The sequence below is a fragment of the Streptomyces sp. NPDC087422 genome, assembly GCF_044744145.1.
Lineage (GTDB): Bacteria > Actinomycetota > Actinomycetes > Streptomycetales > Streptomycetaceae > Actinacidiphila.
This window is the reverse complement of sequence record NZ_JBIUXT010000002.1, coordinates 676,457-689,525: the sequence shown is the minus strand read 5'-3', so window position 1 is coordinate 689,525 and position 13,069 is coordinate 676,457. Positions and strand designations below refer to the sequence as shown.

Below are 13,069 nucleotides of genomic sequence, written 5' to 3'. Positions count from 1 at the left end.
CGGAGGGGTCGGGGCGGGGTGCCCCCGCAGGGGGACGAACGGGCAAGGGCTGGACGTCTTCGAAGTGGCCGCAGGTTCGTCGCCCGAGGAGGTGCCCCGGGCCGGGACCGACCAGGCACGGGCGGCACCCGCAGACGAAGAAAGCACCCGCACGGGTGGGCGGGTGGGAAGGCCCAGGCACCGCAAAGGCGCCCACCCCTGTCAGTGGGGTGACGCAGAATGGTCCTCGGGGAACCGACGGGGACACGGCGAAGGGAGGTCGACATGACGGTATGGGACGACGTCGTCGGCCAGCAGCGCGTAGTCGCGGAGCTATCAGCGGCGGCGGCAGACGCAAACGCCTTGGTGACGGCCCACGAAGAAGGCCGTCCACAACCCGAGGCGTCAAGAATGACGCACGCCTGGCTGTTCACCGGCCCCCCCGGCTCGGGCCGATCCACCGCCGCCAGAGCCTTCGCCGCCGCACTCCAATGCGTCAGCCCCGACCGAGCCCTCGGCGCCGCCCCCGGCTGCGGCTTCTGCGACGGCTGCCACACCACGGCCGTCGGCACCCACGCCGACGTGGAATTCGTCCGCACGGACCTCCTCTCCATCGGCGTCAAAGAGACCCGTGACCTGGTGCGGCGCGCCGCGCTGTCCCCGGCCGGAGGCCGCTGGCAGGTCATCGTCATGGAGGACGCGGACCGCCTGACGGAAGGCGCGGGCAACGTACTGCTGAAAGCCGTCGAGGAGCCCGCCCCCCGCACGGTGTGGCTGCTGTGCGCGCCGTCGGTGGAGGACGCGCTGCCGACGATCCGTTCGCGGTGCAGGCTGCTGAGCCTGCGTACGCCCTCGGCCGAGGCGGTCGCGGACGTACTGATGCGGCGCGACGGCATCGACCCGGCGCTGGCGGAGCGGGTCGCGCGGGCGACCCAGGGCCACATAGGGCGTGCGAGGCGGCTGGCGACGGACGAGCAGGCACGGTCCCGCCGCGCCGCGGTGCTGCGCGTACCGCTGCGGGTCGCGGACATCGGCGGGTGCCTGCGCGCGGCGCAGGAGTTGGTGGACGCGGCGCAGGAGGACGCGAAGGCGGTCGCGGAGGAGGTCGACGGCAAGGAGACCGAGGAGATGCGGGCGGCCCTCGGCGCGGCGGCGGGCGCGGGCAGCCGGATGCCGCGCGGCACGGCGGGCGCGATGAAAGAGCTGGCGGACCGGCAGAAGCGGCGTTCGACGCGTACGCAGCGCGACACGCTCGACCTCGCGCTCACCGACCTCGCCGGTTTCTACCGCGACGTGCTGTCGTTGCAGCTCGGGTCGGCGGTCGGCATCGCGAACACCGAGGTCCGCGAGGGCATCGAGCAGATCGCGTCGTCGTCCCGGCCGGAGAACAGCCTGCGCAGGATCGAGGCCGTGCTCGCCTGCCGCGACGCCCTGGACCGTAACGTCGCCCCGCTGCTGGCGGTGGAGGCCATGACCCTGGCGCTACGAGCGGGCTGAGGGCCGAGCCGCGGCTCGGGGTCCGTCCGCCGGTAGGCCCCGGCGGCCGGAGGGTTCGTCCGCCGGAAGGGCACCCCGGCGGTCCGGGGCTCATCCGCCGGAAGGGCACCCCCTTGGTCCGTCCGGGTGATCCCGCCCCCGCCCCCGTAACGTCTCCCACCCCACGGCCCGCAGCCGTTGCAAGGTGCAGACAGCGTTCCCGCGCTTCCGCCGCCGTACGGGATCACCAACCGCCCCGGGGGTCATCCCACCCCGAGGACCGACCCGAGGACCTGACCAGGCCCAAGGGTCCGGCCCAAGGCCCCGGTCCAAGGCCAAGGCCCAGGCCCAAGAACCTGGTCCAAGGCCCCGGCCCGAGGACCAGCCCCCGTACCCGGCCGCACCGTCCCAGCGGGAGCGCACCCGCACCCGAGGGGTTCCGCCGTGGCCGACGTCGTCCTGTCCGTCCTGCTGCTCGCGGCGACCGCCGCCGCCGTACTGCTGGCCCACCGCGCCTTGCGGCACTGGTGGTCAGAGCGCGCCGGGCGGCCGTACGAACTGCCCGCCGACCGCCTCGGCACCGCCCTGCGCGCGGGGGCGGCCGGGGTCGCGGCGCTCACCGCCCTGTCGCTCGCCGTGCCGTTGCTCAGCGACTCCCGCGACACCGGCCGCGCCGACCGGGCCCCCGCCGGGGAGTCGGCCGAGTCCACGGCCACCGTGCCGCCCGCCCCCAGCCGTACCCCCGCCCCCGCCCCGCCGGCGCCCGAGATGCGTACGGTCGGCCACCCGGCGGGCGGCACCCTGATGGAACTGCGCGACGGCATCCGCGTCTGGCTGCCGCCGCGTTACGAGTCGACGGGCGCGGCGAGCCTCGCGTACCCCGTCGTCCTCGCGCACCTGCCCGCCACCGGCGCCCCCGACCTCTTCGAGGGCTTCGCCGTACAGGCCAAGCGCGGCCTGGCCAATCCGTTCCTGCTGGTCATGCCGCGCGACTGCGGTCAGGACCCGGTCGCCGTCCTGGCGGAGGCCGCCCGCCACTTCCGCGCGCTGCCCGCGAGCGGCGCGCACGCCGTCATCGGCCTCGGCGCGCAGGCGCCCTGCGCGGTGCACGAGGCGCTGACCCACCCGGGCCGGTACCGCGCCGCCGCCGGGATCTCCGGTACGTATCCGCCGCTCGCCCCGGCCGCGGGCCCGCATCCGGCCCTGCTGCTGGCCGCCACCACCGGCGAACTGGCCCCGCGCGCCTCGGCGTTGCGCCTGCGCGCCGCCCTGCGCCCGCGCGGCGACCAGGTCCGGATCATCGACGGCGTACGGGTGCGGCGCGAGATGTACGCGCTGGTCGCGGGGTATCTGACGGAGAAGCTGGAGGGGCCGAGCCGTAAAGCCGCCTCGGCCGTATCGAAGCCGCGCGCCGCCTCGGCCGTACCGGAGGCGCACGGGACCTCGGCCGTATCGAAGGCGCGCGCCACCTCGGCCGTACCGGAGGCGCCCGGCACCTCGGCCGTATCGAAGGCCGGTCACGCGACAGCCGTACCGGAAGCCCACGCCGCGACCGGGGCGGCGCCCACCCCCACCCCCCTCAAACGCTCATAATCGTGCGTATCACTCGTAAGGGGACAGCTTGAGCGTCTGTCCCCGCCCCCCGGCCGATACGCTCGCAAGCACCCGACGGGAGGATCCGAGCCGCCGATGCACTCCAAGCGCCTGCTCCGCATCCCGGCCACCGTGATCGCGGTGACCGGACTGCTGCTGTCCGCATGCACCTCAGAGGGGGGCGGGCACAAGGCCGCGGCGTCGTCGCCGGTCCCCGCCACCACCTCGCTCACACCGCTGCCGTCCGAGAGTCCCGCGGACCTGGCGCCGTACTACGGACAGAAGCTGTCGTGGCACGACTGCGGCGTCCCCGGCTTCCAGTGCTCGACCATGAAGGTCCCGCTGGACTACGCGCACCCCGTCACCGCCGACGACCTCAAGCTCGCCGTCGCCCGCAAGAAGGCGACAGGCCCCGGCAAACGGCTCGGCTCGCTGCTGGTCAACCCCGGCGGCCCCGGCGGCTCGGCGATCGACTACCTCCAGTACGCGGCCCTCGGCTACCCGACCGCGGTCACCTCCCGGTACGACATGGCCGCCGTCGACCCGCGCGGCGTCGCCCGCAGCGAGCCCGTCGAATGCCTCAGCGACCCGCAGATGGACGCGTTCACGGCCGTCGACACCACGCCCGACGACAACGCCGAGGTCAACAAGCTCGTCACCGCCGACCGCGGCTTCGCCAACGGCTGCGAGAAGCGTTCCGCCAAGATCCTCGGCCACGTCTCGACCGTCGAGTCCGCCCGCGACATGGACATCCTGCGCGCGCTGCTCGGCGACCAGAAACTGACGTACGTCGGAAAGTCGTACGGCACCTTCCTCGGGGCCACCTACGCCGGGCTCTTCCCGCAGCGCGTCGGCCGTCTCGTCCTCGACGGCGCCATGGACCCCTCCGTCGGCGCGCTGGAGAGCAGCCGCGCCCAGGCCGGCGGCTTCGAGGTCGCCTTCAAGGCGTTCGCGGCGGACTGCGTCAAGCGCTCCGACTGCCCGCTCGGCACGACGTCCACCGACGACGCGGGCAAGCACCTCGACGCGTTCTTCGCCTCCCTGGACAGCCACCCGCTCTCCACCGGCACCAGCCGCCCCCTCACCGAGGCCCTCGGCACGACCGGCGTCATCGCCGCGATGTACGACGAGGGCGCCTGGCCGACCCTGCGCGGCGCCCTGGCCAGCGCCCTCAAGGATGACGGCGGCCCGCTGCTCAAGCTCTCCGACAGCTACTACGAGCGCGACGACAAGGGCAAATACAGCAATCTGATGTACGCCAACGCCGCCGTCAACTGCCTCGACCTGCCCCCGGCCCTGTCCTCCCCGGCCGATGTCGAACGCGCCCTCCCCTCCTTCCGCGCCGCCTCCCCGCACTTCGGTACGACCCTGGCCTGGTCCTCCCTCATCTGCGGCTACTGGCCCCTGCCGTCCACCGGCCACGCCCAGCGCATCGAGGCCAAGGGTGCCGCCCCGATCCTCGTCGTCGGCACCATCCGCGACCCCGCCACCCCGTACGCCTGGGCCGTCTCCCTCGCCTCCCAGCTCTCCTCCGGCCACCTCCTCACCTACGACGGCGACGGCCACACCGCCTACGCCCGCGGCTCCGACTGCATCGACACCGCCGTCAACGCCTACCTCCTCGACGACACCGTCCCCCCCAAAGACCAGAAGTGCACCTAACCCCTGACCTGCACCCCCCTTGATCCCCCAACGGTCCGAACCACCCCCCGGAACCCTGTAGACTTGGCGCCGCTGCGCCTGCCACCCTTGGCATCAAGGCGCAGCGCGCCGCCTTAGCTCAGTTGGCCAGAGCAACGCACTCGTAATGCGTAGGTCTCGGGTTCGAATCCCGAAGGCGGCTCCGAAGAACCCCAGGACTCACTCGCCGTGACCTGGGGTTTTTCCTTGTCCGGGGGCCCGCCGCGTCAGGCCGCTCAGACGGCGCTGGACGGCTTGCGTGAGCGATGCGTGAGCGGAGCGCTTTTGGATCTAGGTTTTGGGCTTCTTCCGCTTGGCCTTCTTCTTGGCCCTGGCCTGGGCTTCCTTGGTCTTCTTCGCGGTCTTCCGCGCCTGCTCCGTCTCGGCCTTGCGCTGGAGGGAGACGAGCTTGGCGGTGGCTTCGGCGGCGCTTCTGCCGACCTGGGGGAGGACGCTCTGGTAGATGTCGCGCGTGATGCGGGTGTCGCTGTGCCCGAGGGTGTCGGAGACGACCTTCACGTCGACGCCGGCGGCGAGCATGAGGGTGGCGGCGCCGTGGCGGAGGTCGTGCAGCCGGACCGGTGGCAGGCCGGAGGCGGCCACGGGCCGCTCGAAGAGGTCGGTGACCTTGCCGGGGTGCAGCCAGGAGCCGTCCTCCTGGGTGAAGCTCGGAGGGGTCCACCATGCGGTGGACCCCTCCGAGAGAAGGACTGCTCAGCGGACCTGACCGCAGCCGTTCCATCCGGGCCGGGCGAACCGATGCCAAGTCAAGCCCGGCGACGTCGGTGCCGCGCGCCCCCGGCCCTCACTGGCGAGCGTCCCGGCTCCGGCGGTGGGACTGAACCGGGCTGCGCCGGGCCGTCGGTGAGAAGGATTGCCTGCCAGGCCCGTTCCTGGAGTTCGTGGATGCAGGGTCCGCATGCGTACATCGGTGCCTGGGCTCCGGCGACGTTCGCCGGGCCGATCCACAGGACGCGGGTCCACTGCTGGTCGCAGAACAGCTAGCAGTAGCTGTCGGTCCAGTCGTTGCCGTCGTCTGTCATCGCTGGCTCCGGGAGGCCGCCGCGGGCGAAGGCAGCTATCCCGGGGATGACGCGATGCTGGAGGGAGAGCTCCGTCAGCACGGCTGTGCTCCGGCAATTACTGATGCTGCGAGGCCGCCGCGGGCTCCGCGGTCTTGCTGGCGTCGGCGAAGAGGAGGGTCGGCTCGGCGAGGATGTCGCGGCTGGCCTCGGTCTTGTAGATAGTGTCGACGCTGCCGAAGCGGGCGTTCGCGTAGTCGAGGCCGAGGCGGGCCGCGGCGTCGCGGACGGACGGTTCGTCGGGTCCTTCGATCTCCAGGAAGGTGGGGAGGTCGGGCCAGGTGTCGAAGTCGAAGGCTACGTCGCCGAGCTGCCATTCCTCGCGGAAGTTCTCCTGGTAACGCACCTCGCGCAGACCGAGGTTGGTGAGGATCTCGGCCATGGCGTGGAGGTCGCCGACCTCGGTCTCGATCTCGGTCGTGCCGTGGATGGACGTGGCGTCGGTGACCTGCTTGAGCGTGAGGGTGGTTCGGGTGCCCTCGTTGCGCAGGCGCACCCACTGGGAGCCGTCGAGGACGTCGCCCTCGAAGATCTTCCGCGTGAGCAGGGTGCGGGGAAACGCCTGGACCGCGCCCAGGGCCGCAAGCTTGGCCTGGAGCCCGGCGACGTCAACGGCGAGGAACTTCGCTTCGTACTCGTGCTTCATGATCGCTTCATGCCCTTTCAGGGGTCACAGGGTTGGTGCGGGTCGCCAGGAGCAGGCCCATGCGGTGGGTGTGCGGGTGGGGCTGGCCGATGTGCGGGCCTTCGACGTACTCGCCTGACCGCAGGGTCAGTTGGACGTTCCAGCCGTCGGAGAAGAGCGGGCTGAGTCGTTCGGGAGACGTGTAATGCTCACTCAGGTGCTGTCGGGCGGTGACGGGCATCATGAACTCCGCGCCGAACAGACCATGGACGCGCACCAGGCCCTGCATGCGGGTGATGAAGTCGGCCAGGGGCTGGTGGTGGTTGGCACTGTAATGCCAGGAACAGCTCGTCCAGACGGCGTCGTACTGCGCGTCGGCGGGCAGACCGGCGTCGAGGAAGTCCCCTTCCACGATGTTCACGCGATCGGCCAGTCCTTCCTGCTGAAGCCGCTCGGTCAGGCCGGGGGCGTGGGCCTCGGTGCCGTCGGGCAGGCTGACGAGACCACCCCGAAGAGCGACCGGGTCTCGTTCGACCGCGGTGACACGGTGTCCTGCTGCCGCCAACGGCATCACCAGCCTGCCGTCGCTCGCCCCGATCACCAGCACAGTGGCATCAGGGCCGACGTGTTCCGACAGGGCCGCGCGGAACTGGGGGAAGAAGGTGAGGGTGTGCTCCCACCGGCTCAGGGTCTGCACCGCTGGCTCCTTGGGCAGTGACGTCGAGGATGGCGTGGACGACCTGTTCGGGCGTGCGGCCCGTGGTGTTCACGCGGTGCATCGGGAAGGGGGCGTAGGCGTGGGTGATCTGCTCGGCGACCTCTTCGGCGAGGCCGTCCCAGCGTGAGGTCGGCTTGTGGCGGGCGGCGAGTCTGCGTCGGCGTTCGGTCTCATCGCACACGAGGCTGTACGTGACGGGCTCCGGCAGGTTCGGCGGAAGGGTGATGCCGAGGCGGGAGCCGAAGGCGCGGTGGTTGGCCAGGCAGCGGGCGAAGTAGCTGTCCACGACGACCGGAGTGCCGGCGGACAGGTGCCGGCGGATGTCGTCGGTGGCGGTGAAGAGGGCGGAGAGGTAGAAGGCCATGCGTGCCTCGACGTTGTCCCGCGCGTCGATCTCCCAGCGCAGCGACTGGTAGAGCGCGGGCACGGTGGGGACGAGGGCGGCGCCTCGGGCTGCCGCGAGCAGCGGTGCGACGGTGGATTTCCCGGTGCCGCGTAACCCTTCAAGGCTCTCGAAGAGCGGCTGGTCAGGCACGGGCGTAGATCACGCCGGGCACGGCGAGGGCGAGTTCGTCGGTGGCGGAGGGGCGGTGGACGACGTGCCCGGCTTCCTTGTCGTACCAGAAGGCGTTCGCGTCCTTGCCGACCGCCTTGCAGGACATCGTGAGTGCGCCGCGCGGGTCGGCCTCGATCCGGGGGATGGCGGCGGTGCCGCTGAGCGGTTCGCAGACCTCGGGTGCGCCGTCCTCCGACAGGTCCTCGTCCACGATGACCTCGATGGTGAGGTTTTCGGCGGTGCGGAGCTGCTCGCGCAGGCGGCCGTACGCGGCAGTGCCGCTGATGAGGAGTTCGGGGTGGTGGGCGGCGTTGCCGACCGGCCGCAGGTGGTGGAGCTTCAACTGCCTTGCGCCGTAGTCCTGGAGGGTGCGGGCGAGCGGCAGGACCTCGTCGATGTTCCGGGCGTTGACCGTCATGGTGGCGCCGGTGGGGATGCCCAGGTCGCGGGCGTGAGCCAGGGCGGACAGGGCGCCCTGGTAGCTGCCGAACTTGCGGATGGCGTCGTTGGTGGCGCCGTTGCCCTCCAGCGAGATCCGCAGCAGGTCCAGGTAAGGGACGATCTCGGTGAGGCGGCGCTCGATGCGGTAACCGTTGGTGCAGATCTCCACGTGCAGGCCCAGCTCCTGCTTGGCGTACCGGACGACCTCGGGCAGATCTTTGTAGACGAAGGGCTCGCCGCCGAGGAGGTTGACGGCCTCGGTGCCGTACTCCTTGTGCATCAGCCGCATCAGCGTGATGGCTTCTTCAAGCGTGAACGCGTCGGCGTGCTGGAGGCGTTCGCCGTGGAAGCAGTGCTGGCAGGCGAAGTTGCAGCGGTAGAGCAGTTGCAGGTAGAGCATCCGGATCGTCTTGATGCCAGTGATCTCCGTGATCATGGTGACCTCCCTGGGCGTGGTGCCTGGGTTGAGGCCCTGATCGTGGCCGGGCTGCACGGGACCGCGTCACCGCGTAAAGGGACGCGCCCAGGACGTCCTGGGACGTTTTCAGGCTCGCGCGATGTCCTCCAGGAGGCGAAGGACGCGGTCGGTGTCCGACAGGTCGGGCAGGACGACGGGGGCGCCGGCGGCTTCGAGTGCGGCGGGGCTGTCGACACCGGTGGCCACGGCGATGATGTGCGCACCCGAGGTCAGGGCGGCCTCGACGTCCCGGGGCGTGTCGCCGACCAAGACGACGGGAGCCCCGGCGGGCAGGCCGCGGTCGCGCTGCATGCGGCGGCGGGCGACGTCCACCAAGTGCGGTCGTTCCTCGGCGTCGGCGCCGTACGCCCCCACTGGCAGGTCCAAGAACGCGTCTAGGCCGAAGGCCGAGAGCTTCACCCGCGCGTTGGCGGCGATGTTGCCGGTCAACACCGAGGAGACCCAACCAGGTTGTGCGGCAGCGGCTTTGAGTACGTCCTGCACTCCGGGCAGCGCCGTTCCCCGAGCTTGGAGTGCTCCAAGCCGACCCGCGCCCGCGCGGATCAGCGCGGCTTCGACGTCCGGCCACTCGGGCTCGGCCACACCGTTCCGGCTGAACATGTCCCGCATGATCAGACGGTCCGTACGCCCCTGGGTGACGGCCGCCGCGACCGGACGGTTCCCAGTCACCGCCTCGTACGCGGCGGCGTAAATCTCCTTGCTCACACCGGCGTTGTCGATGAGCGTGTGGTCGATGTCCCACAAGACGATGAGCGCCATACGGCCAGCGTAGGTGCCCCTCGGGAATCACCGGTTCCGCCGACGGCCGCCCCATCGGGCTTGCTCACCTGCCTGGCCCTGCACTTGTATGGCTTCTGTGAACGAGCGACTCCACTCCGTACTCGCCCAGCGTGGCGTCACGCCCGAGTTGCTCGCCGAAGCGTGCGAAGTGGACCCCAAGACCGTCGGCCGCTGGCTCGGCGGACGCATCCCCCACCCTCGGCACCGCCACCGCGTCGCCCAACACCTCCGCGTGGAGGAGACCTTCCTCTGGCCCGCCCCACAGGCCCTGAGCAGGCCAGCGGCTGGCGCCCAGGGCACGGAACTGCTCGGCACGTACCCGAACCGGGCCAGCGTCCCGCGCGAGACCTGGCTCGGCCTGCTCCAACAGGCCCAGGAGCAGATCGACGTGCTCGTCTTTTCCGGAACCTTCTTCGCCCAGAGCAACCCGCACGTCGCCCGTATGCTCGCCGCCCGCGCCGCCGACGGCGTCCGCGTACGGCTGTGCTTCGGCGACCCGAGCGGCCAATCAGTCTCCATCCGGGGCCGCGAAGAAGGCATCGGCGACACCCTGGCCGCCAAAATCCGCGCCTCCCTCACCTACTACCGCTCGCTGTTAACGGTGGCCGGCTGCGAGGTGCGGCTGCACGACACCACGCTCTACACCTCGCTCTTCCGCTACGACGACACCCTGCTGGCCAACCCGCACATCTACGGCCACCCCGCCAGCGCCAACCCCGTCCTCCACCTCAAGTGGGCAGAGACCAACGGCTGGTTCGACACGTACGCTCACAGCTTCGACGCCGTCTGGGCCGGCGCACGCCCCTGGACGCCCGACTGGGAAGAGGCCACCGCGCATGGGCAGGACTGAGTACTACAACGACCCCAACGCCCCCAAGGCCAACACCCTCATCCCCGCCAGCAACCTCCTGGTCGTCGACGACTCCGGCGCGATCCTCCTCCAACGCCGCCGCGACACCGGCCAATGGGCCCTGCCCGGCGGAGCCCAGGACATCGGCGAGACCGCCGCCCAGTGCGCGGTGCGCGAATGCCTCGAAGAGACCGGCATCATCGCCGAAGTCACCGGCTTCCTCGGCGTCTACACCAACCCCAAGCACATCGTCGCCTACACCGACGGCGAGATCCGCCAGCAGTACGAGAACACCTACATCGGCCGCCCGGTCGGCGGCGAGCCGACCATCAACGACGAGGCCGACGGCGTCCGCTGGGTCCAGCCCGACGACCTGGACGCGTACGACATCCACGCCAGCATGCGCCAGCAGATCGGCGACTACTTGGCTGGCACGTACCCCTACCTCGGCTGATCTGCAGAGAGCGCCACCTCGATCCGTGCCACGGCCGCGTAGATTTCCGGCTCCGCACGCCGAATGAACCGCCCCACGATGCTGTCGGCTCCGTACCGTCCGACGATCTCCGCCACCCGCTCCGGCGCGGTCGTCGGCTCCCCGTCAGGCGTCGTCGTCATGTCGCAATACACCAGCGCATCAACCAGCAACTGATCCTCCAGCAGCGGAAACTCCGCCTCCAGCACCTCCCGCAGCCCCCGCTCCTCCGCCTCCAACAACGCGAACGAATGATTCGCCACCAACCGCGTCACCCGCTCATCAACCCCATGCTCATCCCGCAGAAACCGCGCCCCATCCAACGGGTGAAACTCGGTGACCACCAGCCGAGGTGCGTACCCGACGTCATGCAGCACCGCCGCCGAATTGATGAGCGCCGCGCGGTCGCCGACGATCTCGGCTAGCGTCCCAGCGCGTGCTGCAACGCCCTGAGAGTGTGCCCAACGCCTCGGCAGCGGGCCTGCAAGCTCGTGCTGAGCAATTAGCTGTTCCCTGGTCAAGCGAGCCTCCAGCCGTAGCTCTGAACTCATACTGCATCGGGGCACGGCACGACCCCGGGCAATGCAGTCTGCCTGGGGTCTGCTGCAGCGTTGGGTGACAGATTGGGTCACGCGGCCTGAAGGGCCGGTGTGGTCATGACGGTCTCGTATTCGACGGGTGTGAGCCGACCGAGGGCGGCTTGTCCAGGTCACGATCGCGATCCGCAGTTCTTCGCGGGTGGCCCAGGTGCGTCGGTCGAGGACGTTCTTCTGCAGGAGGCTGAAGAAGGACTCCATGGCGGCGTTGTCCCCGGCTGCCCCAACCCTCCCAATCGATCCGGCCATGCGATGCCGATCCAGTGCTCGGACGTATTTCCTGGAACGGAACTGGGATCCTCGGTCGCTGCGGACAACACATCCGGCGACGTTTTCACGTCGGGCCACCGCGTTGTCCAGGGCGGCGACGGCCAGGCGGGTCTTCATCCGTGAGTCGATGGAGTAGCCCACGATCCTCTTGCTGAAGACGTCCTTGACCGCACAGAGATAAAGCTTTCCTTCTCCCGTGGCGTGTTCGGTGATGTCGGTGAGCCAGAGCCGGTTCGGCGCACTTGCGGTGAAGTCGCGGCGGACGAGGTCGTCGTGAACGGGCGGTCCGGCCTTCTTGCCCTTGCCCCGCTTCTTGCCGAACACGCTCCACCAGCGGTTGTCCCGGCAGATCCGCCACGCGGTCCGGTCCGCCATGCCGGCTCCCACGGAACGGGCTTCGTCGGCCAGGAAGCGGTAGCCGAACTCCGGGTCCTCGCGATAGGCATCGAACAGCGCGTTCGCGCGAGCGGCCGTCATGAACTCGGCACCGGTGACCGGTTGGTCAAGCCAGCGGTAGTAGGGCGCTCTGGCGAGCTTCAGGACCCGGCACGTGACCGTGACGGGAACACCGTCTCCGGCCAGCTCCTTCACGAGCGGGTAGATCCTTTTCCCGGCAGATGCGCCTGGGAAAGGTAGGCCGCGGCCCGGCGCAGGACCTCGTTCTCCTGCTCCAGCAGCTTGATACGCCGACGTGCCTCCCGCAGTTCCGCGCTCTCCTGGCTGGACGTTCCGGTTTTTGTCCCCTCGTCGACGTCCGCACGGCGCATCCACTTGAACAGCGTCATCGGATGGACGCCGAAGTCGGTGGCCACCTGCTCGACCGTCACACCCGGACCGCGGTTCCTCGCGACCCGCACGACGTCCTGGCGGAACTCTTCGGAATAAGGCTTGGGCACAGCGACATCCTTCCCACCTGCCCTACAGGACAAGCCAGTTCAGATGTCACCCGATCGTGCAGCAGCCCCCCCCGCCGAACGGGCCAGCCTGTGACCGCGATGCCGGGCCCGCCGTGGCCGGGGTGACGCAGCCGGTTGCGCGGCGCAGCCAGGGTTCAGGACTGCTGGTCGTCGGACTCGCTACCGGGGCGCCGGTCCAGCGCGCGGATCAGGATCTCGGCTCGGATCAGGCGAACGTTGCCTGATGCGGCGCTAGCAGTGGGGCAGACCACCAGGCGACATCCAGAACCTCTGGTCACCATCCACGTACGGCCCGTAGGTCCAGCCGGGGCCCCCGGAGGAGGTATATACATCGAGGTAGGTGCCGTTCACCATGATCCCCGAGGTGCGGTACCAGACGTCGCCGGTGGTGCCGACGGTGCCGCCGGACACCCAGCAGTCCACGTAAGCTTGCTGCCCCGGCGCGAGGATGAGGCCGTCGATCTTCTTGGAGTCCGCCCGGGGGGAGCTGTAGACCCCCGCGTGGTACTGGGTGATCAGCGTGGCCATCTGCGGGTTGGAGTCGTGAACGTTCGGA

12 protein-coding genes, 1 tRNA gene and 2 pseudogenes are annotated in these 13,069 nt (G+C 70.3%); 6 read left to right on the top strand and 9 right to left on the bottom strand.

What is annotated here, in order from left to right:
* Nucleotides 1–264 precede the first annotated feature (264 nt).
* The 4 genes from ACIO6U_RS08860 (at nucleotide 265) to ACIO6U_RS08845 (ending at nucleotide 4,891) form a co-directional block, all read left to right on the top strand.
* Nucleotides 265–1,476 (top strand): DNA polymerase III subunit delta', encoded by a 1,212-nt coding sequence (locus tag ACIO6U_RS08860; RefSeq protein ID WP_391042814.1) that lies wholly within the window; start codon nucleotides 265–267, stop codon nucleotides 1,474–1,476.
* A 423-nt stretch (nucleotides 1,477–1,899) separates the two neighbouring features.
* On the top strand, nucleotides 1,900–3,048 hold the full coding sequence (locus ACIO6U_RS08855; protein WP_401716806.1) for a hypothetical protein: 1,149 nt from the start codon (nucleotides 1,900–1,902) through the stop codon (nucleotides 3,046–3,048).
* A 96-nt stretch (nucleotides 3,049–3,144) separates the two neighbouring features.
* Complete coding sequence (locus ACIO6U_RS08850; protein ID WP_401716804.1) at nucleotides 3,145–4,710, top strand: alpha/beta hydrolase; 1,566 nt, start codon at nucleotides 3,145–3,147, stop codon at nucleotides 4,708–4,710.
* Between the two features lie 107 nt (nucleotides 4,711–4,817).
* Nucleotides 4,818–4,891 (top strand) — tRNA-Thr (locus ACIO6U_RS08845).
* A gap of 128 nt (nucleotides 4,892–5,019) precedes the next feature.
* Here ACIO6U_RS08845 and ACIO6U_RS08840 read toward each other — a convergent pair.
* The 6 genes and pseudogenes from ACIO6U_RS08840 to ACIO6U_RS08815 form a co-directional block, all read right to left on the bottom strand.
* Nucleotides 5,020–5,418: pseudogene (locus ACIO6U_RS08840) on the bottom strand (tyrosine-type recombinase/integrase); the annotation flags it as partial.
* Nucleotides 5,419–5,868: 450 nt separating this feature from the next.
* Nucleotides 5,869–6,456, bottom strand: a complete 588-nt coding sequence (locus ACIO6U_RS08835; protein WP_401716802.1) for a class IV adenylate cyclase — start codon at nucleotides 6,454–6,456, stop codon at nucleotides 5,869–5,871.
* A gap of 7 nt (nucleotides 6,457–6,463) precedes the next feature.
* Nucleotides 6,464–7,132, bottom strand: coding sequence for a class I SAM-dependent methyltransferase (locus ACIO6U_RS08830; protein WP_401716799.1), 669 nt, complete (start codon nucleotides 7,130–7,132; stop codon nucleotides 6,464–6,466).
* On the bottom strand, nucleotides 7,050–7,688 hold the full coding sequence (locus ACIO6U_RS08825) for an AAA family ATPase (RefSeq protein ID WP_401716796.1): 639 nt from the start codon (nucleotides 7,686–7,688) through the stop codon (nucleotides 7,050–7,052). The genes ACIO6U_RS08830 and ACIO6U_RS08825 overlap by 83 nt, the downstream gene beginning before the upstream one ends.
* Nucleotides 7,681–8,586 (bottom strand): radical SAM protein, encoded by a 906-nt coding sequence (locus tag ACIO6U_RS08820; protein ID WP_401716793.1) that lies wholly within the window; start codon nucleotides 8,584–8,586, stop codon nucleotides 7,681–7,683. The genes ACIO6U_RS08825 and ACIO6U_RS08820 overlap by 8 nt, the downstream gene beginning before the upstream one ends.
* Nucleotides 8,587–8,694: 108 nt before the next feature.
* Complete coding sequence (locus tag ACIO6U_RS08815) at nucleotides 8,695–9,387, bottom strand: HAD family hydrolase (RefSeq protein WP_401716791.1); 693 nt, start codon at nucleotides 9,385–9,387, stop codon at nucleotides 8,695–8,697.
* 97 nt (nucleotides 9,388–9,484) lie between these two features.
* On the opposite strand from ACIO6U_RS08815, the gene ACIO6U_RS08810 reads away from it, so the two are divergent.
* Together ACIO6U_RS08810 and ACIO6U_RS08805 are read left to right on the top strand one after the other, a co-directional pair.
* Entirely contained in the window at nucleotides 9,485–10,258 is a 774-nt protein-coding gene (locus ACIO6U_RS08810) for an XRE family transcriptional regulator (RefSeq protein ID WP_401716788.1), read from the top strand.
* Nucleotides 10,245–10,712, top strand: a complete 468-nt coding sequence (locus ACIO6U_RS08805) for an NUDIX hydrolase (protein WP_401716785.1) — start codon at nucleotides 10,245–10,247, stop codon at nucleotides 10,710–10,712. The genes ACIO6U_RS08810 and ACIO6U_RS08805 overlap by 14 nt, the downstream gene beginning before the upstream one ends.
* Here ACIO6U_RS08805 and ACIO6U_RS08800 read toward each other — a convergent pair.
* From ACIO6U_RS08800 to ACIO6U_RS08790, 3 genes and pseudogenes are all read right to left on the bottom strand, one after another.
* Nucleotides 10,700–11,281: an HD domain-containing protein gene (locus tag ACIO6U_RS08800; RefSeq protein ID WP_401716783.1), complete on the bottom strand. Its 582-nt coding sequence runs from the start codon at nucleotides 11,279–11,281 to the stop codon at nucleotides 10,700–10,702. The two genes, ACIO6U_RS08805 and ACIO6U_RS08800, sit on opposite strands and share 13 nt — an antisense overlap.
* A gap of 77 nt (nucleotides 11,282–11,358) precedes the next feature.
* Nucleotides 11,359–12,492: pseudogene (locus ACIO6U_RS08795) on the bottom strand (IS3 family transposase).
* A 252-nt stretch (nucleotides 12,493–12,744) separates the two neighbouring features.
* Nucleotides 12,745–13,041, bottom strand: a complete 297-nt coding sequence (locus ACIO6U_RS08790; RefSeq protein ID WP_391042861.1) for a hypothetical protein — start codon at nucleotides 13,039–13,041, stop codon at nucleotides 12,745–12,747.
* Nucleotides 13,042–13,069 lie beyond the last annotated feature (28 nt).